Below are 23,675 nucleotides of genomic sequence, written 5' to 3' on the forward strand. Positions count from 1 at the left end.
GGGCCTCCTGGTCACGCCGCCGATCAGCAAGGACCCAATGCATGAATGCCGCAGACGCACAGAAACTAGCCCGCCGCTTTATCGAACTGCCGCAGGACAAACGCCGTTTGTTTCTCGCCGGCATGGCCCGCGAAGGCATCGATTTTGCGCAGCTTCCCATGACCGCCTGTGACGGGATCGCCGAGCGTGACGGCCTGTCCTACGCCCAGCAACGGATGTGGTTTCTCTGGCAACTGGATCCGCAAAGTGCTGCCTACAACCTGCCGATGGCCGTGCGTCTGAACGGCGCGTTGCAGATGCAAGCGCTGGAGCAGGCGTTCAGCCTGCTGGTCGCGCGGCACGAATGTCTGCGCACCACCTTCGGTCAGGTCGGCGAGCGTGCCTTTCAGCGTGTGGCCGAGCCGCAGGCGCTGCAACTGCCCCTCACCGATTTGAGCGCCGTGCCCGAACAGCAGCGCTGGCCGCTCGCGCAACAGCACATGATGGCTGAAGCCACGCAAGCGTTCGATCTGCAAAACGGCCCGCTGCTGAGCCTGCGCCTGTTGCGTCTGGCGGAGCAGGAGCATGTGCTGCTGCTGACCTTGCACCACATCATTGCCGATGGCTGGTCGATGAATATTCTCATCGACGAGTTCATACGTACCTACGATGCGCTGGTGGCGGGGCGCGAACCATCGTTGCCGGCGCTGACCGTGCATTACCGCGATTACGCGCTGTGGCAGCGCAGTTGGCTGGAGGCGGGTGAGCGCGAACGGCAACTGGACTACTGGCGCGCACAATTGGGCGACGAGCATCCGGTCCTGGAGTTGCCGACCGACCGCGCTTATCCGGCGCAATCGAGTCACCAGGGCGCGCGTCTGGAAACGGTCATTGATGCGGCGCTGCGTCAGGAGCTGAAAAGCCTTGCCCAGCGTCAGGGCGTGACCCTGTTCGTGGTGCTGCTCGCGGCGTTCAAGACGTTGTTGCATCGCTACAGCGGGCAGACCGACATTCGCGTCGGCGGCCTGATTGCCAACCGCACCCGCAGCGAAACGGAAGGGCTGATCGGCTTCTTCGTCAACACCCAGATCCTGCGCAGCGAAGTCACCGCGCAAACCCGTTTCACCGAGCTGTTGCAGCGGCTGCGAGAGGCCGCACTCGGCGCGCAGGTTCATCAAGAGCTGCCGTTCGACGCCTTGATCGAGGCCCTGCAACCGGCGCGTAGCCAAAGCCACAATCCGCTGTTTCAGGTGATGTTCAACCATCAGCCGCTGGTGACCGACTTGCAGCATGTGCAGTTGGAATCGGGTCTGCAGGTGGGTTATCTGACGCAAGAGCAACTGGCCGGCAGCGCTCGGCAACATGCGGCCACCAGCGATTTGATGCTCGATACCCGCGAAGAAGGCGAGCAGCTGTTCGCCGCCTTCACGTACGCCACCGATATTTTTGATGCCGCGACCATCGCCGCGATGGCCGGGCATTGGCGCAACATTCTTGAATCCGTCTGCCGCGACCCGCAGCAGGTCATCGGCGAAGTCGCGCTGCTGGCAGATGCCGAGCGCGCGCAACTGATTCAGGCCACTGCTGCGGCGCCGCGTTTCACCAGCGTGCAAAACCTGTTCGAGGCACAAGTGGCACGCACGCCGCAGGCAACGGCCGTGATCCTCGCCACCGCACCGTCACCGTCACTGACCTATGCCGAACTCAATGCGCGCAGCAATCGCCTGGCGCATCAGCTGCGCACGCGCGGTGTCGGCCCGGACGTGCTGGTCGGTGTGGCGTTGGGGCGCTCGCTGGAGCTGGCGGTGGCGTTGCTGGCCGTGCTCAAGGCGGGCGGCGCCTATGTGCCGCTGGACCCGCAAACCCCGGCTGAACGGTTACGTCACGTGCTGGATGACAGTGGCTTGAAACTGCTGCTGACCGACAGCGCCAGCCTTGCCAGCCTTGCCAGCCTGCCGGCGCTGGAGGCTGTCGAGTGCCTGTGCCTGGAGCAATTGTCCGGCGAGACTCCGGCCGACAACCTGTCGTTAACGGTCGCGCCGCAGAATCTTGCCTACGTGATCTACACCTCCGGTTCCACCGGGCGGCCGAAAGGCGTGGCGGTCAGTCACGATGCACTGAGTGAATTCATCGACCGCGCCATCGATTACAGCGACCTGCGCGAAGGTGACCGGGTCCTGCAGTTCGCCACCAGCAGCTTCGACGGTTTTGTCGAGCAGTTCTTCCCGCCGCTGTGCCATGGCGCCGCTGTGGTGCTGCGCGATGCGCCATTGTGGGACAGCGCAACGTTGCGTCAGGTGATTGTCGATCACGGCATCACCCTGGCTGACCTGCCGGCCGCGTACTGGTATTGGCTGGTGCAGGAATATGCAGCGCAGCCGCCGGCCGGTTTTGGCGCGCTGCGACAGATCCACGTCGGTGGCGAGGCCATGGCGGTGGACGGTTTGCGTCTGTGGCAACAGGCCGGGCTGGGGCATGTGCGGTTGCTCAACACCTACGGTCCGACCGAAGCCACGGTGGTTTCGACCATTCATGATTGCAGTGCACTGACGGCAGACGCCGTGTCCTGGCGCGGCATCCCGATTGGCAAGGGGCTCGATGCCCGGCGTCTGTACGTGCTGGACGATGATTTGAACCTGCTGCCGCAAGGTGCGGTGGGCGAGTTGTACATCGGTGGCCCGGGCCTGGCCCGTGGTTATCACCGTCAGCCGATGCTCAGTGCCGAGCGCTTTATCGCCGACCCGTTCGCCGCAGGGCAGCGTCTGTACCGCACCGGAGACCGTGCCCGACTGCGCGCCGATGGCGCGCTGGAGTATGTCGGCCGAGTCGACCATCAAGTGAAGATCCGCGGTTTCCGCATCGAGCTGGGCGAAATCGAGTCGCGCCTGCAACAGTGCCCGGGCATTCGCGAGGCAGTGGTTCTGGCGGTGCCGCTCAGCGGCGGCCAGCAACTGGTGGCGTACGTGGTCGGCGAGCACGCCGTGCTGGACAGCGCCGCCACCCAGTCGGCGTTCCGCCAGCAAATCCGCACCGCGCTGCAAGCCCATCTGCCGGACTACATGGTGCCGGGGCATTTACTGTTGTTGCCGAATCTGCCGCTGACACCGAGCGGCAAGCTCGACCGCAAGGCCTTGCCGGCGCCGGATGCGAGCCAGTTGCAAGGCGACTATCGCGCGCCGCAAACCGAAACCGAGCAGTGTCTGGCGCAAATCTGGGCCGAGGTCCTGCAAGTGTCGCGGGTCGGTCTGGATGATCACTTTTTTGAACTGGGCGGCCATTCGCTGCTGGCCGCGCAGGTGATCGCACGCATCAAGACTCAATTGGGCGTGGTCTTGCCACTGCGCAGCCTGTTCGAAAAACCGTTGCTGGCCGATCTGGCGGCGGTGCTGGCGCAACGGGCGGACAGTGCGACGGATGACGACTGGTCCGACATGGATCAGTTCATGAATGCTTTGGAAGGAGAAGAAGTATGAGCGGCACCATGGCGGAGCGTATCGCTAAAAGATTCGTTGGTTTGCCGCTGGAGCAGCGTCGACAGTTTCTGGCCAGACTGCGCGAAGACGGCAAGGACTTCAGCCTGTTGCCGCTGCCGGTCAGTCGTCACGAGGTCACGCCGATACCGTTGTCGTTCGCTCAGCAACGCCTGCTGTTTCTCTGGCAACTCGAACCGCAGAGCGCCGCGTACAACATGGCGGCCGGGCTGCGCCTGAAAGGACGTCTGGACGAATCGGCGCTGCAACGCTCTTTCGATCATCTGGTCGCGCGCCACGAAGTGCTGCGCACCGTGTTCCACACCGACGGTGATCAGCCGCAGCAGGTGATTCTCGAGCAGCAACCGATCGCTCTGGAACGGATTGACCTGACCGGCCTCGCGGCTTCGCAGCGCGAGCCGGCCTTGGCGCAACAGGTGCAGACAGCCACCGCGCGACCGTTCGATTTGCGCCATGGACCGCTGCTGCGTGCGAGCCTGTTTGCTCTGGCCGAAGAGGAATTCGTGCTGGTGGTGAGCATGCACCACATCGTCTCCGACGGTTGGTCGATGGACGTGATGGTCAAGGAATTCGTCCAGTGTTATCAGGCCTTCAGTCTTCAGCGCGAGCCGCAGTTGCCGGCGCTGCCGTTGCAATACGCCGACTATGCGATCTGGCAGCGGCGCTGGCTGGAAGCCGGCGAGGGCGAGCGTCAACTCGATTACTGGCGTCAGCAGCTCGGTGAGGAACATCCGCTGCTGGAAGTGGCGCCGGACTTCGCCCGGCCCCTGACGCAAAGCTTCGCAGGCCAGACCCTGAGCTTTGGTTTCGGTGCGCAACTGTCCCTGCAACTCAATGCGTTTGCCCGCAGCAAGGGCATCAGTCTGTTCATGCTGGTGCTGGCGGGTTTCTCGCTGTTCCTCTCGCGTCAGGCCGGGCAGCGCGACATTCGCGTCGGCGTGCCGAATGCCAATCGTGGCCGTGCCGAAGTCGAAGGGTTGATCGGTTTCTTCGTCAACACCCAGGTGTTGCGTTGCGAGATCGATGAGTGCGGCAGTTTCGAAGACTTGCTGGCGCAGGTGCGCGAGGCAGCGTTCGGCGCGCAGGCCCATCAGGAACTGCCTTTCGAGCAACTGGTGGACGAATTGGTGGCGGAACGAACCCTGGGCCACAACCCGCTGTTCCAGGCCAAGTTCAACCAGAACGTCGGTATGCAGAAACAGCGCTCGATGAACCTGCCGGGACTGAGCGTCGCCGAGTATCCGCTGGACAAGGACGGCACCCACTTTGATCTGGCGCTGGACATCACCGACGACGGCACGCTGATCCACGGCCAGCTGACCTATGCCAGCGATCTATATCGCGCACAAACCGTCGAGGGCTTTGTGCCGGCGTTACTCGGTCTGTTCGACGAATTGCTCAAGGCACCGCAAGCGCCGTTGCACAGCGTCGCCACGCGGGCTCCGGTGGTGCTCGCAGCACCGGGCGAACCGGCGTTGTCAGTGTTGCAGCAGTGGGCTCATCAAGTGGCGCAACAGCCCGAAGCACTGGCTGCGCGCGACCTGCATCAGACCCTGAGTTTTCAGGCGCTGGACCAGGCCGCCAATCGTCTGGCCCATCATCTGCTGGCGCAGGGCATCAGCCCCGGCCAACCGGTAGCGGTGCTGATGGAGCGTTCGCTGGACTGGCTGACCTGTGTGCTGGCGATCTTCAAGGCCGCAGCGGTGTACATGCCGCTGGACGTGAAGGCGCCGAACGCGCGCTTGCAGAAGATGCTCGGCAATGCCGGCGCGCGCCTGCTGTTGTGCGCGCAAGGGGATGCGCGGGTGTCCGCGCTGGCGGTCGACGGTTGTCAGGGGCTCGCGTATGCCCCGCAACAGTGGCAGCAGGAGGCGGATGTCAGCCCGGTGGTGCCACTGTTTGCGCAGTCCCCGGCGTATGCGATTCACACCTCCGGTTCCACCGGGCAACCCAAGGGCGTGCTGGTCAGTCACGGGGCGCTGGGCAGTTACGTGCGTGGTGTACTGGAGCGCCTGGCGCCAACGCCGGACTCCAGCATGGCGCTGGTGTCGACCATTGCGGCGGATCTGGGCTTCACGGTGTTGTTCGGCGCGCTGTGTTCCGGTCGCCTGTTGCACGTACTGCCGGAAGAACTGGGTTTCGACCCGGATCGATTTGCCGAGTACATGGCTACGCATCAAGTGGGCATGCTGAAAATCGTCCCGGGGCACCTGGCGGCGTTGTTGCAGGCTGGCCGCGCCGCCGATGTACTGCCGGCGCAGGCGCTGATCGTCGGCGGCGAAGCCTGCTCGCCAGCACTGGTGGAACGCGTGCGTCAGCTCAAGCCGGAGTGCCGCATCATCAACCACTACGGGCCGAGCGAAACCACAGTCGGTGTGCTGACCCACGAGGTCAGCGAGCTGGCGGCCGACGCGCGCAGCGTTCCGGTCGGCACCGCGCTGAGCGGTGCGCAGGTCTACATCGTCGACGATGTGCTGAACAATGTCGCCGACCAGGTGGCCGGCGAGCTGTACATCGGTGGTGACAGCGTGGCGCTGGGGTATCTCGGGCAACCGGGTCTGACTGCCGAGCGCTTCCTGCCTGATCCGTTCGGCGCCCCGGGTGCGCGGGTTTATCGCAGTGGTGACCGGGTGCGGCGCAATCGTCAGCAAGCGGTGGAGTTCATCGGTCGCGCCGACGATCAGGTCAAGGTGCGTGGTTATCGCGTCGAACCGGCGGAAGTCGCACGGGTGCTGCTCGGCCTTGACGGCGTCAGTGAGGCGGCGGTGCTCGCCCTGGCCCTGGATGACGATCCGGCGCGCCTGCAACTGGTGGCGTGGTGTGTACCGGCGGCCGCTGCGACCGTGCAGGCACACGCTCTGCGCGAGCAGTTGCAGGCGTGCCTGCCGGAGTACATGGTGCCGGCGCAGATTGTGCTGCTGGAGCAACTGCCGCTGACGGCCAATGGCAAACTCGACAAGCGTGCCTTGCCGGTGCCGGGCGTGGTCACGCAGCATTTCGTTGCGCCGGTGGGAGAGGTCGAGGAGAAGCTGGCGGCAATCTGGGCCGAAGTGCTCAAGCTTGAGCGCGTGGGCACCAGCGACAACTTCTTCGAGCTGGGCGGTGACTCCATCCTCAGCCTGCAGATCATTGCCCGGGCCAAGCGCCAGGGGATCAAGCTGAGCCCCAAGCAACTGTTCGAAAAACAGACCATTGGCCAGTTGGCTGCGGTGGCCAGGCTGATCGAGGCCAAACCGGTGGCGGCCACGGCACAGCCGAATCGTGGGCCGCTGCCGCTGTTACCGATTCAGGCACGCTTCTTCGAGACCGACATTGCCCAGCGTCAACACTGGAATCAGTCGGTGATGTTGCAACCGACCAGCACCCTTGACGCCAATCACCTGCGCTCTGCGTTGGCGGCACTGGTCGAACAGCACGATGCACTCGCGCTGAATTTCCAGTGCTCGGGCGATACGTGGCAGGCACTGGCGCAGACCCAGCGTGATCCGGAGTTGTTGTGGCTGCGCGAGCTCGACAGTCTGGCGGCGTTGCCGGCACTCGCTGACGAAGCCCAGCGCAGCCTCGATCTGCAACAGGGACGCTTGCTGCGTGCGGTGCTGGTGAACCTGCCGCACGCTGAGCAACGCCTGTTGCTGGTCATTCATCACCTGGTGGTCGACGGAGTGTCCTGGCGCATTCTGCTGGAGGATCTGCAGCACGCTTACACCGCGCTCGCCGCCGGCACGCCGCTGGTTCTGGCGGGTAAGAGCACGTCGCTGCAGAGCTGGGCCGAACATCTGCAGCGGTATGCGCAAAGCGAGGCGCTGGCTGCCGAGGGCGACTACTGGCGTGCAACCCTGGAGGCGGGCGACGCACAACTGCCGCGAGATTTCCCGCAGGACAGTCAGACCCGTGCCCAGGCGGCCCGGGCCAGTTCGCGCCTGAGTCAGGCGCTGACCCACAAGCTGCTCAAAGTCGCTCCCGCGGCGTATCGCACGCAAATCAACGATCTGCTGCTGACCGCGCTGGCGCGGGTGTTGTGCGACTGGAGCGCGCAGCCTTCGGTATTGATTCAGCTCGAAGGGCACGGGCGCGAAGATCTGTTCGACGAGGTCGATCTGAGTCGCACGGTCGGCTGGTTCAGCAGCCTGTTCCCGGTACGCCTGACCCCGGATGTGAATCCGGGTGCCTCCCTGTGTGCGATCAAGGAACAACTGCGTGCGGTGCCGGGCAAAGGCATCGGTTATGGCGTGCTGCGATATCTGAGCCGACGCGCCGAGCTGCAGGAATTGCCGCAGCCGCGCGTGACGTTCAACTATCTGGGCCAGTTCGACGGTGCCTTCAGCGCTGACGAGGGCGCGCTGTTCGTGCCAAGTGGCGAAAGCACCGGCGCCAATCAGGACGCCGCTGCACCGTTGGGCAACTGGCTGAGCGTCGATGGTCAGGTGTATGGCGGTGAGCTGGAGCTGACCTGGACCTTCGGCACGGGCATGTACCGCGCAGAAACCATCGCGGCGCTGGCCGAAGCCTATCGGCGTGAGCTGGAGCGTCTGATCGAGCACTGCTGCGACAGCGGTGAAGCAGGCGTCACGCCGTCGGACTTCAGTCTGGCGACCTTGACCCAGGCACAGCTGTCGACACTGCCAATCCCGGCCCGTGACATCGTCGATCTGTACCCGTTGTCGCCGATGCAGCAAGGCATTCTGTTCCATAGCGTCAACGATCCGGAGAGCCCGGCGTACACCAACCAGTTGCGTGTCGACGTGCAACAACTGGACGCCGAGCGCTTCCGTCAGGCCTGGCAGCACACCGTTGAGGCCCACGAGATTCTGCGCAGCGCATTCATCTGGCCGCAGGATGCCGCCGCGGCGGTGCAAGTGGTGCGGCACCACGTGCAGATGCCATGGCAGGTCGAGGATTGGCGTGGCCGGGCTGACCTCGGCGCAGCGCTGGAACAACTGGCCAGTGACGATCTTGCCAGCGGGTTCGACCTGACCGCCGCGCCGCTGTTGCGGGTGACGCTGGTGCGCACCGACGAAGCGACGCATCACCTGATCTACACCTGTCATCACATCCTGATGGATGGCTGGAGCACCTCGCAGTTGTTCGGCGAAGTGTTGCAGCGCTACGCCGGTCTGGCCCCGGCCGCGCCCCAGGGGCGCTATCGCGACTATATCGAGTGGCTCGGCCAGCGTGATCAGCAGGCCAGCCGTGCGTTCTGGACGGCGGCGCTGGCCGACCTGGAAGAGCCGACGCGACTGGCCGGCGCCGTGTCGGGCGCGCCGCTGGCGGCAGTCGGTTACGCCGACCACGAGCATGTGTTCAGCGCGGCGTTGACCGCCGACCTGAACCGTTTTGCCCGTGAGCAGAAAGTCACCCTCAACACGCTGGTGCAGGCGGCGTGGCTGGTGCTGTTGCAGCGTTACACCGGTCAGGACAACGTGGCGTTCGGTGCCACCGTTGCCGGACGTCCCACCGACCTGCCGGGTGTCGAGCAGCAGATCGGCCTGTTCATCAACACCCTGCCGGTGGTGGCGGCGCCGTCCGCGGAAATCGTCGTCAGTCAGTGGTTGCAACAGGTGCAGGGACTCAATCTGGCGTTGCGCGAGCACGAACATACGCCGCTCTACGACATTCAGCGTTGGGCGGGAACCGGTGCCGGGGCGTTGTTCGACAGCATACTGGTGTTCGAAAACTACCCGATGGCCGAAGCCCTGCAACAAGGCCCGGCCACTGGCCTGACGTTCTCGGCGATTCGTCGTCAGGAACAGACCAACTACCCACTGACGCTGGTGGCGGTCACCGGTCGCGAGCTGAGTCTGGGGATCAGTTACGATCAGGCCAGTTTTGCCGCGAACACAGTCGTTGCCTTGAGTGCGCAGCTGGAAAGCCTGCTGACGCAGTTCCTCGCCGATCCCGCTCAGCCACTGGGCGGGTTGCAATTGCTCGCAGCGCCGCAGCGCGAAGAGGCGATCAATTGGGGCAAGGCTGCCGTCACCGCGCCGGACACTCGCACGGTGCTGGAACACATCGCCGCGCAACTGCAGCGGCAACCACAGGCGCAGGCCGTGGTGTTCGCCGAGCAATCGATCGATTACCAGAGCCTCGATACCCGGGCCAATCGTCTGGCGCACAAACTGCAAACCTTGGGTGTCGGGCCGGAAGTGCGCGTGGGCGTGTGCATGCGCCGCACCCCTGACATGCTCGTGGGCCTGCTGGCGATCCTCAAGGCCGGTGGCGCTTATGTGCCGCTGGATCCGGACTACCCGCAGGAACGTTTGCTGCACATGCTCGACGACAGTCACGCCGCCGTGCTGCTCACCGAACCCGCGGCGCAGGCGATGCTGCCTGAAGCGTTGAGTGCGCAGGCGATGCTGCCTGAAGCGTTGAGTGCGCAGGTAGTGCTGGTGGATGAGGACGCGCTCTGCGAGTTCCCGTCTACCGCCCCGGTGGCGAAAGTGACGGCGCAGAATCTGGCGTATGTCATCTACACCTCGGGTTCCACCGGCAAGCCGAAAGGCGTGGCGATTACCCACGGCAACCTGTCGGCGTTGATTCAGTGGTCGGCGGGTGTGTACCGCGCAGAACAACTGCGCGGCGTGCTGGCGTCGACGTCGATCTGCTTCGACCTGTCGGTCTGGGAAATCTTCGTCACGCTGGCCTGCGGCGGGTGTCTGGTACTGGCGGACAACGCACTGGCACTGGCCGATCTGCCGGGCCGCGAACAGGTCACCTTGATCAACACGGTGCCGTCGGCGATTGCCGCGCTGCAACGTGCCGGGCAGATTCCGCGCTCGGTCAAGACCATCAACCTGGCCGGTGAACCGCTCAAGCAAAGTCTGGTGGATACCTTGTATGCGAGCACCTCAGTGCAGCAGGTCTACGACCTGTACGGGCCGTCGGAAGACACCACGTATTCGACCTTCACCCTGCGTACGCCACAGGGGCAGGCGAACATCGGCCGGCCGCTGGAAAACACCGTCGCGTACCTGCTCGACAGTCAGTTGCAGGTGCTGCCTGAAGGCGTGCCGGCCGAGCTGTACCTGGGCGGTGCCGGCGTGACCCGTGGCTACCTGATGAAGGCCGCGTTGACCGCCGAACGCTTTGTGCCGAACCCTTACGCCAGCAACGGCGAACGGCTGTACCGCAGCGGCGATCTGGTGCGCCAGGGCAGTGACGGCAACATCGAATACATTGGTCGCGCCGACCATCAAGTGAAGATTCGCGGGTTCCGTATCGAACTCAGCGAGATCGAGGCGAGGCTGTTGGAGCAGGCGGACATTGCTGAAGCGGTGGTGCTCGCCCAGGACGGTGCGGCCGGTAAACACCTGCACGCCTACGTCGTACCGGCGCAGCCGGTGGGCGATCAGGTCGCGTTGGCGGAACGCTTGCGCAGTGCTCTGGCCGCGCGCCTGCCGGCGCACATGGTGCCGGGGCACTTGCACCTGATTGACGCCATCCCGCTGACGCCTAACGGCAAGCTGGATCGCAAGGCGCTGATGACCCTCGGCGACAGTCCGGCGCAGCAGCAGTATCAGGCGCCACAGACCGATCTGCAGTGGGAAGTGGCGACGGTCTGGCAGGAGGTGCTGGAGGTCGAGCGCGTCGGGCTGGCGGACAATTTCTTCCAGCTCGGCGGGCACTCGTTGCTGGCCACGCTGGTGGTGACCCGGATCAAGGAACGTCTGGGTGACAGGGTGCCGCTCAAGGCGTTGTTTGAAACCGATACCCTCAAGGCGTTCTGTGCGCGGATCGAGGCCCTGCGTGTCGAAATGTCGCCCGTTCAGGATGAATTGGCTAAATCCCTGGAGGCCCTCAAACGTCTATCCCTCGATGATCTGGAAAAACTGATTTCTTGAGAGGGAAAAACGCGTGCAAGAGTTAATCGAGTCGGTAGGACAACTTTCGGCTAAGCAAAGAAAGGCTCTGGCGGTTCTGCTCAAGCAGAAAGGCGTCAACCTCTTTGACATTGCCCCGGTTTTCAAGCGCACGGCTGAAGAGCCGTTGCTGCTGTCCTACGCCCAGCAACGCCAGTGGTTTCTCTGGCAGTGGGCGCCGCACAGCGCGGCCTACAACATTCCGACGGCCCTGCGTTTGCAGGGGCCGCTGGATGTATCCGCGCTGGAGCGCAGCGTCCAGGCGCTGATCGAACGACACGAAACCTTGCGCACGGTGTTCACCCAGGAAACCGGACAACCCTTGCAAGTGGTCCTCCCCGCAGGCCACTTTGCACTGGAAATTCAGCAACTGAGCGCTGAGTCGGCGAACGACCCTGAAGCGTCCATTCAGGCGTTCGTGCAGACCCAGAGCCAGAAAACTTTCGACCTGGAGCATGGCCCGCTGTTGCGCGCGGCGTTGCTGCAGGTCACCCCGAATGACCATGTCCTGGTGCTGACCCTGCACCACATTGTTTCCGATGGCTGGTCGCTGCAAGTGATGATCGAGGAACTGGTGCAGCTGTACGCCGGTTTCAATCTCGGGCACGCCGCCGGTCTGCCGGCGTTGCCGATTCAATACGCCGATTACGCCCTGTGGCAGCGGCAGTGGATGGAGGCCGGTGAGCAAGAGCGGCAACTGGCGTACTGGCAAGAGAAGCTGGGCGGTGAGCAGCCAGTGCTGGAACTGCCGATGGATCGCCCGCGTTCCATCGAGCAAAGCTTTGCCGGGGCCAGTCACAACCTGATTCTCGATCCGGCGCTGAGCCATGCGCTCAAGGCGTTCGCCCGTCAGGAAAACGTGACCCTGTTCGTGGTGTTGCTGGCCTCGTTCCAGGCGTTGCTGCACCGCTACAGCGGGCAGGCCGACATCCGCGTCGGCGTGCCGGTGGCCAACCGTGGGCGGGTGGAAATCGAGCGTCTGATCGGCTTCTTCGTCAACACTCAGGTGCTCAAGGCCGACATCGACGGGCAGATGCCGTTTGTCGATCTGCTGCGTCAGGTCAAACAGACTGCGCAGGAAGCCCAGGCCCATCAGGACTTGCCGTTCGAGCAATTGGTCGAAGCGCTGGAGCCGGGCCGCAGTCTGAGCCACAGCCCATTGTTCCAGGTGATGTTCAACCACCAGGCCGAACGCCGCGCGAGCGTCGAAACCCGCCTCAACGGCCTGAGCATCGAACCGCTGGAATGGCAAAGCCAGACTGCGCAGTTCGACCTGACCCTGAACACCACCGAGCAGGCTCACGGCATCGAAGCCGTGCTCAAGTACGCCACGGATCTGTTCGACGCCGCGACCATCGAGCGCCTGGCGCAACACTGGAATGCGCTGTTGCGGGCGATCGTCGCCGAGCCGGGCCAGCGTATCGGGCAACTGCCGATGCTCGATGACGGCCAGCAGCAACAATTGCTCGCGCAGTGGAATCCGGCACGGGTGGAACAAACGGTCGAGCAGTGCATTCATCAAGTCATCGAAGCCCAGGCTGAACGTCATCCTGAAGCGATCGCGGTGACCTTTGACGGGCAGCGTCTGACCTACGCCGAGCTCAATCGCCGTGCCAACCAGTGGGCGCACGTGCTGATCGACCGTGGCGTCGGCCCGGACGTGCGCGTCGGCGTTGCCGTCGAGCGTTCGCTGGACATGATCGTCGCCATCCTCGCGGTGCTGAAGGCGGGTGGCGCGTATGTGCCACTGGACCCGGGTTACCCGGATGATCGGCTGAGCTACATGATCGCGGACAGCGGCATCCAATGGCTGCTGACCCAGGGGCACCTGCTGGCGCAATTGCCGGTGCCAGCGGGACTGACCTGCCTGGATCTGAACCAGCCAGTCGCAGGCAGCCGCGACAGCAACCCGGAGTGCCTGACCACGCCGGACAATCTGGCCTACGTCATCTACACCTCGGGCTCCACCGGCAAACCGAAGGGCGCTTTGTTGCCGCACAGCAACGTCATTCGTCTGTTCAGTGCCACTGAGCACTGGTTCGATTTCGGCCCGCAGGACAGCTGGACGCTGTTCCATTCCTACGCCTTCGACTTCTCGGTCTGGGAGATTTTCGGTGCGCTGCTCTACGGCGGCAAACTGGTGGTGGTGCCCCACGACGTCAGCCGTTCCCCGGAAGATTTCTACAGCCTGCTGTGCGATGAAAACGTCACCGTGCTGAACCAGACGCCCTCGGCATTCAAGCCGTTGATGCAGGTGGCCAGCGAGTCGTCGCGCGATAACGCCCTGCGTTATGTGGTGTTCGGTGGCGAGGCCCTCGAAGTGCAGAGCCTGCGCCCGTGGTTCGAACGTTTCGGCGATCGCGCGCCAACGCTGATCAACATGTACGGCATCACCGAAACCACCGTGCACGTGACCTACCGGCCATTGTCGCTGGCCGACTTGCAGCAGAGCCACAGCAGCCCGATTGGCGAGCCGATCGTCGACCTGTCGTGGTACTTGCTCGACAACGCGCTGAACCTGGTGCCGCAAGGCTGCATCGGCGAGCTGTACATCGCCGGCGCCGGTCTGGCCCGTGGTTATCTGAATCAGGCCGGCATGAGCGCGACGCGGTTTGTTCCGGACCCGTTCAATCCGCAGGCCGGTCAACGCCTGTATCGCACCGGTGACCTGGCGCGGTTGCGCGGCGACGGTGTGATCGAATACATCGGCCGCATCGACCATCAGGTGAAGATCCGCGGTTTCCGAATCGAGCTGGGAGAAATCGAAGCGCAACTGCTCAAGCACCCCGCAGTGCGTGAAGCGGTGGTGCTGGCGGTCGATGGTCTCAGTGGTCAGCAACTGGCAACCTGGATCGTCGCCAACGAGGCGCTGGATGCCGAAGGGCAGGGCGCGCTGCGCGATTCGATCAAGGCACATTTGCGCGAATCGCTGCCCGATTACATGGTTCCGGTCAGTTGGGCGTTCCTCGAGCGTCTGCCGCTGACGGCCAACGGCAAGCTTGATCGCAAGCAACTGCCGCAGCCGGACGTCGCCCAGGTGCAGGAAGCCTACGCCGCACCGCGCAACGAACTGGAACAGCGTCTGGCCGATATCTGGCAGGACGTGTTGAAGGTCGAGCGCGTCGGTCTCAACGACAATTTCTTCGAGCTGGGCGGCGATTCGATCATTTCGATTCAGGTGGTCAGTCGCGCCCGTCAGGCGGGTATTCGCTTCACCCCCAAAGACATCTTCCAGCACCAGACCGTGCAGCGTCTGGCAACCGTCGCGCAACAGAGCGATGCGGTGCAGACGCAACAGGGCGAAGTGCTCGGCGATGCGGTTCTGACGCCGATTCAGCATTACTTCTTCAACAGCGACATCCCGGCGCGGCATCACTGGAACCAGTCGATCCTGCTGACCCCGGCCACGGCGCTGCAAGCGGCGCCGCTGGAACAGGCGCTGCTGCACCTGCAACGGCACCATGACGCGCTGCGCCTGCGTTATCGCCAGACCGGCGATGGCTGGCAGCAGAGCCATGCGCCGGCGGATCAGGCGCAAGCGTTGCTGCGCACTGTCACGCTGAATGACAGTGCGGCATTGCCGGCGCTGTGCCTGGAGTTGCAGCGCAGTCTCGATCTGCTCGACGGCCCGCTGATGCGTGCGGCGCTGGTCGATCTGCCGGACGCCAGCCAGCGCTTGCTGCTGGTGATCCATCACCTGGTGGTCGATGGCGTGTCGTGGCGGATCCTGCTGGAAGATCTGCAAACCGCCTATCAACAACTGAGCGGCGGGCAGGCTGTGGTGCTGCCGGCCAAGACCAGCGCGTTCAAGGATTGGGGGCAGCGTCTGCAAGCCCATGCCCGCAGTGCGGCGCTGGACAGTCAACTCGGCTACTGGCGCGGGCAGTTGCGCGACGTCTCGGTCGAGCTGCCGCTGGACAACCCGCAAGGCCGATTGAGCAATCGTTTCGAGCGCAACGTCGACACCCGACTGGATGCCGAACGTACCCGTCAGTTGTTGCAACAGGCCCCCGCGGTCTATCGCACCCAGGTCAATGATCTGCTGCTGACGGCACTGGCCCGTGTGTTGTGCCAGTGGACGAACACGGACAGCGCGCTGGTGCAGCTTGAGGGTCACGGTCGTGAAGACCTGTTCGACGATGTCGACCTGAGCCGCACGGTGGGCTGGTTCACCAGCATGTTCCCGGTGCGCCTGACCCCCGGCGCCAGTCTCGAAGCGTCGATCAAGGGCATCAAGGAGCAGCTGCGCGCGATCCCCGACAAGGGCATCGGTTATGGCTTGCTGCGTCATCTGGGCAGCGCCGAGGCCCAGGCGGCACTGAACGGGCTGGCGCAACCGAAAGTCACGTTCAATTACCTCGGCCAGTTCGACAACAACTTCGACGCCGACGCCCTGTGGGTGCCGGCCACCGAAGACAAGGGTGCCGGTCAGGATGAAAACGCGCCGATGGCCAACTGGCTGACCATCGATGGCCGGGTCTATCAGGGCCAGCTGAGCCTGACCTGGACCTACAGCGGCGACGTGTTCGCAGAGGCGACGATCAATGCACTGGCTCGCGCTTATGAAGTGGCGCTGGGCGAGTTGATCGACCATTGCCTGAGCCATTCGAGCGGTGGTTTGACGCCGTCCGACGTGCCGCTGGCCGGGTTGTCCCAGGCGCATCTGGACAGCCTGCCGATCGCCGCTCAGCGTATCGAAGACATCTATCCGCTGGCGCCGATGCAGCAGGGCATTCTGTTCCACAGCCTGTACGACGCCGATGCCAGCGCCTACGTCTATCAGATGCTGCTGGACATCGACGGCCTCGATGTGGCGCGTTTCCAGCAAGCCTGGCAGCGGGTGGTGGATCGCCATGAAGTGCTGCGCGCCGGGTTCATCTGGGGCCGCGACGGTCTCGATGCACCGCTGCAAGTGATCAATCGGCAGTTGACCCTGGAGATGCCGGAAGTCGATGTGCGCGGTGTGGCGGATCTGCCGGCGGTGCTTGAGGCTCGAGCGCAGGCCGACCGCGAGCGCGGTTTTGATCTGCAGAATCCGCCGCTGTTGCGCCTGTGCCTGTTGCGCACCGCGGACGAACGCCATCGATTGATTTTCACCTGCCACCACATTCTGATGGACGGCTGGAGCAACTCGCGGATGTTCGGCGAGGTGTTGCAGGATTACGCCGGTCACCCGGTGCCGAGTGCGCAGGGCCGCTACCGCGATTTCCTGGTGTGGCTGCAAGGTCAGGACAAAGCCGCCGCCCAGGATTTCTGGCGCGGGCAACTGGCTGCGCTGGAGGCGCCGACCCGCCTGGCTTCGGCCTGCCACGGTGCTACGGTGCCGGGTCCGGGCAAGCAGATGCATCGTCTGCATTTCGATGCGGCTTTCACCCGGCGTCTGAACGCGTTCTCGCGTCAGCAGCAAGTGACCCTCAACAGTCTGGTGCAAGCCGCGTGGCTGCTGGTGTTGCAGCGTTACACCGGGCAGGCCACGGTGGCCTTTGGCGCGACCGTGTCGGGGCGTCCGGTGGATCTGCCGGGCATCGAGCAGCAATTGGGGCTGTTCATCAACACCTTGCCGGTGATCGCCAGCCCGCAGGCGACAGTCAGCGTCGGCGACTGGGTGCGCAGCGTGCAGGACAAGAACCTGCTGCTGCGTGACTACGAGCAGACCCCGTTGCAGGACATCCAGCGTCTGGCCGAACTGAGCGGCGAAGCGCTGTTCGACACCTTGCTGGTATTTGAAAACTACCCGGTCTCCGAAGCGCTGGAGGCCAACCCCGGTGGGTTGCGTTTCGGCGGTCTGGAACACCGCGAGCAAACCAACTACGGCCTGACCCTGATTGCCGGGGCCAGCGACGTGTTGAATCTGGACTTCAACTACCTCACCGAACACTTCGCCGAGCGCAGCGTGCTGGGCCTGGCGGCGCATCTGCAAGAGGTGCTGCGTCAGTTCCTCGAGGCGCCGCAGCGTTGCCTGGGCGAGATCGGTCTGTTGCCGCTGGCCGAACGTCAGACCCTGGCGCAATGGAACGACAATCACGCTGCCTATGCAGAGCAACGCCTCATTTCGCAGAGCTTCGAGGCGCGGGTGGCGATGCATCCGCAAGCGCAGGCACTGAGTCATGCCGGTGTGGCGCTGAGCTATGCCGAACTCAACCGACGTGCCAATCAGTTGGCCCGTCATCTGCTGGCGCTCGGGGTCGGCCCGGAAATCCGCGTGGGCGTGGCGATGCCGCGTTCGGCGGAACTGGTGATCGGCCTGATGGCGGTGCTCAAGGCCGGCGGCACTTATGTGCCGCTGGACCCGGATTATCCGGCGGATCGCGTCGCGTACATGCTCGACGACAGCCAGGCGAAAGTCCTGCTGACGCAACAGTCGCTGCTGGCGCAATTGCCGCAGACCGATGCGCAAGTGGTGTTGGTCGAGGCCGGTGGGCAGGCGTTTGCCGGGCAGTCGCCGGACAATCTGCCGGTGCGGGGCGATAGCGCCAATCTGGCTTATGTGATCTACACCTCCGGTTCCACCGGCAAACCGAAGGGCGTGGCCATCGCCCATCGCAACGTGCAGGCGCTGATTCACTGGTCCGCCGAGGTCTACAGCGAAGACGACCTGCAAGGCGTGCTGGCCTCGACGTCGGTGTGCTTCGACCTGTCGGTGTGGGAGATTTTTGTCACCCTCGCGCGCGGCGGTTCGCTCGTCATGGCGCGCAATGCGCTGGAACTGCCGGACTTGCCGGAGCGTGATCAGGTGCGCCTGATCAACACCGTGCCGTCGGCGATTGCCGCGCTGCAACGCGCCGGGCACATTCCGCCCGGCGTGCGCATCATCAACCTCGCCGGCGAGCCGCTGAAGCAGGGCCTGGTCGACACGCTCTATGGCGAAACCTCGGTGGCCCACGTCTATGACCTGTACGGCCCGTCGGAGGACACCACCTATTCGACCTGGACCCGCCGCGAGGCCGGTGGTCAGGCGAACATCGGCCGGCCGCTGGTCAACACTTCGGCGTACATGCTCGACGGTCAATTGCAGGCGGCGCCGATTGGCGTGGCGGCCGAGCTGTATCTGGCCGGCGACGGCATCACCCGCGGCTATCTGTTCCGCCCGGGGCTGACCGCCGAACGTTTCGTGCCCAATCCGCTGTCGACCCGCGGCGAGCGCATGTACCGCACCGGCGACCTGACCCGCTTCACGGATGACGGCCGGATTGAATATGTCGGACGCATCGACCATCAGGTCAAGGTGCGTGGTTTCCGCATCGAACTGGGTGAAATCGAAGCGCGTCTGCTGGCCCAGGACAGCGTGCGCGAAGGTGTGGTGCTGGCGGTGGATGGCCATAGCGGTCAGCAACTGGTGGCGTATGTGGTGCCGAGCGACAGCGGCCTGAGCCTCAAGGAGCAGGACGATCTGAGTGAAGCGTTGCAGTTCGCACTCAAGGCGCATCTGCCGGATTACATGGTGCCTGCGCAGTGGCTGTTCCTCGAGCAGCTGCCGCTGACGCCGAACGGCAAACTCGATCGCAAGGCCCTGCCCACGCCGGACGCCAGCCAGGCGCAACGTGAATACGTCGCAGCGTCGACGCCACTGGAGCAACAACTGGTCGACGTCTGGCAGGACATTCTCAAGCTCGAACGCGTCGGCGTCACCGATAACTTCTTCGCCCTTGGCGGCGATTCGATCATCTCGATTCAACTGGTCAGCCGCGCGCGTCAGCAGGGCATTCGCTTCACCCCGAAAGACCTGTTCCAGCAGCAGACCGTGCAGAAACTTGCGGCTGTGGTCTCGGTGGATGACGACTCGACGGACGACACTGCAGTGGATTATCCATTGGCCCAACTGGATCAGGCGCAGCTCGACGCGTTGCCGGTACCTGCGCAGATGATCGAGGACGTTTACCCGCTGTCGCCCATGCAGGAGGGCATGCTTTTCCACACGCTGTCGGACAACGGCAGCAGCCTTTACGTCCAGCAGGTCAGCCTGCCGATCAAGGGCCTGGACGTGGAGCGCTTCCGTCAGGCGTGGGAATTCGTGATCGTCCGGCAGGCGATTCTGCGGACCAGTTTCCATTGGCAGGATGGCCTGGTGAAACCGTTACAGGTGGTGCATCGCCACGCCCCGTTGCAGATGCAGGTGCTCGACTGGCGTGAACGGGAAACCAGCGAAGAGCTGATTGCACAGTTCGCCAGCGATGACCGCGCGCTCGGTTTTGATCTGGCCGAGGCGCGTTTGCAGCGGATAACCTTGCTGCGCCTGAGCGACGATCAATACCAGATGATCTGGACCAGCCACCATATCCTGATGGACGGCTGGAGCAGTTCGCGCCTGTTCGGCGAGGTTTTGCAGTATTACGCCAAGGGCGAAATCATCGGCGAGAACGGTCGTTACCGCGACTTCATCGCCTGGTTGCAGGCGCAGGATCAGGACGCTCAGGAGCTGTTCTGGAAGGCGCGTCTGGCCGTGGTCAACGAGCCGACGGCGCTGAGCCAGGCGATGCATCCGCGCCACAGCGCCGATGTTTCCGGTCACGATGCGATCTACTCGAACTGGGACAAGGCGCAAACCGAACAATTGCTGCAGTTCTGTCGCGACTTGCGCATCACCCCCAACACCTTGATTCAGGGCGCGTGGCTGCTGCTGTTGCAACGCTACACCGGGCAGCAGACGGTCACCTTCGGCGCTACGGTGTCGGGGCGTCCGGAAAGTCTGGCGAATGTCGGCAACATGCTCGGCCTGTTCATCAACACCTTGCCGATCATTCAGACGCCGCAAGCGCATCAGCGCGTGGCCGACTGGCTCGGTGAAGTGCAGGCCTATAACCTCGACATCCGCGATTACTCCCAGGCGCCACTGGCCGATGTACAGCGCTGGTCCAACCTCGGTGGCCAGGCCCTGTTCGACAGCATTGTGGTGTTCGAGAACTTCCCGATCGACGATCGCCTGCAAGAAGAAAACGACACCGACCTGACCTTCGGCAAATCCATCGGCCACGGCGTGACCAACGTGCCGATGGACCTCGCGGTGATGCTCGGTGACGAGTTGTCGATCGAATACCTGTATCTGCGCAGCCACTTCAGTGCCGAAGCGGTTCCGGGTATTCGCCAGACCATGGAAAACACCCTAGCGGCGATGATGGCTGCGCCGTACGAGCGCCTTGGCAACCTGCAGCGCCTGAGCCGCGAGCAATGGCAAGCGGCGCAGGCCTGGAGCGCCGAACCGGCGCACAACCATCAGGCAGCGTTGTTGCCGGAGTTGATCAGCCGCCACGCGCAACAACAGCCGCAGGCCATTGCCTTGCAATGCGCGGGGATGAGCCTGAGCTACGCCGAACTCGAGCAGCGCGCCAATCGTCTGGCTCACTGCCTGATCGAGCACGGTGCGGGTCCGGAAGTGGTGATCGGCGTCGCCTTGCCGCGCTCGCTGGAGATGGTGGTCAGCTTCCTCGCGGTGCTCAAGAGCGGGGCGGCGTACGTGCCGCTGGACATCGAGTACCCGCCAGAGCGTCTGGCGTACATGATCGAAGATTCGGGCATGGCGCTGTTGCTGACCCAGAGCAGCCTGCGTGCGACGTTGCCGGCGCCACAGGGGTTGCTGCGTCTGGAAATCGATCATCTCGATGAACGCCGCTATGCCGCTCACGCCCCCGACAACCGCGTTCAGGAGCAGGGCCTGGCGTATCTGGTCTACACCTCCGGTTCCACCGGGCGTCCAAAAGGCGTTGCGGTGACCCAAGGCCCGCTGAGCATGCACTGCCAGGCGATTGCCGAGCTGTATGAAATGGATGCCAGCAGTTGCGAGCTGCACTTCATGTCGTTCGCTTTCGACGGTGCCCATGAGCGTTGGCTCAGCACCTTGTACAGCGGCGGTCGCCTGGTGATTCGCGACGGTTGCCTGTGGACACCGGAGCAGACCTACGAGGCGTTGCACGAATACGGCATCACCATTGCCTGCTTCCCGCCGGCTTACCTCAAGCAGTTGGCCGAATACGCCGCCGCCAGTGGTATCGCGCCGCCACCGGTGCGCATCTATTGCTTTGGCGGTGACGCGGTACCGGATCAGACGTTCGAGCAGGTCAAGGCGGCGCTACGCCCCGAGTACTTCACCAACGGCTATGGCCCGACCGAAACCGTGGTCACGCCGATGCTCTGGAAAGTCCCGGTGAGTCAGCATTGCGAAGCGGCGTATGCGCCGATCGGCCGCGCCGTAGGTGCGCGTTCGCTGTACGTGCTGGATGAAGACCTGAACCCGTTGCCGCCCGGTTTTGCCGGCGAGTTGTACATCGGTGGCTATGGCGTCGCCCGCGGCTATCACGGGCGTCCCGACCTGACCTGCGAGCGCTTCGTGCCGAACCCGTTCGCGGCGGGTGAGCGTCTGTATCGCAGCGGCGACCTGGTGCGCCTGCGTGCGGACGGCGTGGTCGATTACGTCGGGCGCATCGACCATCAGGTCAAGGTGCGCGGCTTCCGCATCGAACTGGGTGAAGTCGAGGCGAGTCTGCGACAGTTGCCGGCGGTCACCGATGCACTGGTGATCGCCCGGGACAATGCGTCGGGCAAACAGCTGATCGGTTACGTGGTGACCGAAGCCGGGCAGGACATGGGCGATGAACTCAAGGCCGGGCTGCGGGCGTCGTTGCCGGAATACATGGTGCCGGCGCAGATCGTTTGCCTGGACGCTTTCCCGGTCACACCCAACGGCAAACTCGATCGCAAGGCGTTGCCGGAGCCTGAGTTCAAAACCGAAGAATACGTCGCTCCGCGCAACGAGCAGGAAACCGTGCTCGCGCAAATCTGGGCTCAGGTGCTGCAGGTCGAGCAGGTGGGCATCTGCGACAACTTCTTCGAACTGGGCGGCGACTCGATTCTGAGCCTGCAGGTGATTTCCCGGGTGCGTAACCACCCGACGCTGAACATGGAGCTCAAACTGCGCGATCTGATGCGCTATCAGACCATCGCCGGCATCGTCGAGCAGGAAGTGGCGAAGGAGGGCGGCCAGCCACCGGCGACGGACCTCACGCAGGTGGCAGCGGAGGGCACGTTCAACCTGCTGCCGATTCAGGAGTGGTTCTTTGCCGAGGACATGGCCGAGGCGCATCACTACAACCAGTCGCTGCTGCTGAGCGCGCGCCAGCCGCTGGATCTGGATGCGCTGGAGCAGGCGCTGGGCTGGATCGAAAAACATCACGACTCGTTGCGTCTGCGTTTCTCCCGCGAAGGCGGGCGCTGGGTGCAACGCTACTGTGAGCTCGATGAACAGGGTGAAGCGTTGCTCTGGCGTCGTGAAGCCGCGAACAGCGAGCAGGTCGAAACGCTGGCCAACCTCGCCCAGCGCAGCCTGAAACTCGACGCCGGGCCGGTCTGGCGAGTGATGCATGTCGCCATGCCCGAGGGGCAGGCGCGACTGCTGGTGGTGATCCATCACCTGGTGGTCGACACGGTGTCGTGGCGGATTCTGCTGGACGACTTGAAGGTCGCCTACGAAGCCTGCGTGCAAGGGCTGCAACCACAGCTGCCGATTCGCACCAGCAGCTACCGTTCGTTTGCCGAGGCACTGCAGGCCCAGGCGCCAGTGATTGCCGAGCAGGAACTGGGCTGGTGGCTGGAGCAACTGGATCAGCCGGGTGTCGATCTGCCGTGCGACAACCCGCGCGGCAAAAACCTCGTGCGCCAGCAAGCGCAGGCGCGCCTCAAACTGTCACGCGAGCACACCGAGCAACTGCTCAAACAGGCGCCAGCGGTGTACGGCACGCAGATCAACGATCTGCTGCTGTCGGCGCTCAGCCGCACTTTGTGCCGCTGGAGTCAGCAGCCGTCGGCGCTGATCCTGCTCGAAGGGCATGGTCGCGAAGACCTGTTCGAGACCCTTGACCTGAGCCGCAGTCTGGGCTGGTTCACCAGTATGTTCCCGGTACGTCTGCGTCCGGACAGCGAGGACATCGGCCGCTCGATCGTCGATGTGCAGGCGCAATTGGCAGCGGTTCCGCAGAAGGGCATCGGCTACGGCGTGTTGCGCCATCTGGCGGGGGCCGAGGTGTCTCGGCAACTGGCGGATCTGCCGCAGGCGCGCGTCACGTTCAATTACCTGGGGCAGTTCGACCAGAGCTTCGACGAGCAGGCATTGCTGGTGCCGGCACTGGAGGAGACCGGCGACAACTACAGCCTGAAGGCGAACCTGGGTAACTGGCTGGAAATTGTCGGCCAGGTCTATGACGGTCAGTTGGCCTTGCGCTGCATCTACAGCAGCCAGCGCTATCGCGCCGGCACCATGGATGCGTTGATGAACGATTACCAGCGTGAGCTGGAGGCGTTGATCAAGCATTGCATGGCACGCGCCGGCTGATCGCCGGGCACTCGGTCATTTTGGGGCGTT

3 protein-coding genes are annotated in these 23,675 nt (G+C 63.9%); all 3 read left to right on the forward strand.

Translation table 11 applies throughout. The annotated features are described in order from the left end of the window. Positions 1 to 41: 41 nt before the first annotated feature. Genes V9L13_RS02025 through V9L13_RS02035 form a run of 3 tightly spaced genes read left to right on the forward strand, consistent with a single transcriptional unit; the run spans position 42 to position 23,645 of the window. Positions 42 to 3,452: an amino acid adenylation domain-containing protein gene (locus V9L13_RS02025; RefSeq protein WP_338801304.1), complete on the forward strand. Its 3,411-nt coding sequence runs from the start codon at positions 42 to 44 to the stop codon at positions 3,450 to 3,452. Beyond that, a complete protein-coding gene (locus V9L13_RS02030; protein ID WP_338801305.1) occupies positions 3,449 to 11,308 on the forward strand; it encodes an amino acid adenylation domain-containing protein in 7,860 nt (2,619 codons plus the stop codon). Before V9L13_RS02025 ends, V9L13_RS02030 begins: the two co-directional genes overlap by 4 nt. A 13-nt stretch (positions 11,309 to 11,321) precedes the next feature. Then, a complete protein-coding gene (locus tag V9L13_RS02035; RefSeq protein WP_338801306.1) occupies positions 11,322 to 23,645 on the forward strand; it encodes a non-ribosomal peptide synthase/polyketide synthase in 12,324 nt (4,107 codons plus the stop codon). Positions 23,646 to 23,675: the final 30 nt, after the last annotated feature.

It is taken from the genome of Pseudomonas sp. RSB 5.4 (assembly GCF_037126175.1).
GTDB lineage: Bacteria > Pseudomonadota > Gammaproteobacteria > Pseudomonadales > Pseudomonadaceae > Aquipseudomonas > Aquipseudomonas fluorescens_H.

Coding starts and splice junctions, on each gene's coding strand:
- V9L13_RS02025 (WP_338801304.1), top strand. CDS start 42: ATGAATGCCGCAGACGCACAGAAACTAGCCCGCCGCTTTATCGAACTG.
- V9L13_RS02030 (WP_338801305.1), top strand. CDS start 3,449: ATGAGCGGCACCATGGCGGAGCGTATCGCTAAAAGATTCGTTGGTTTG.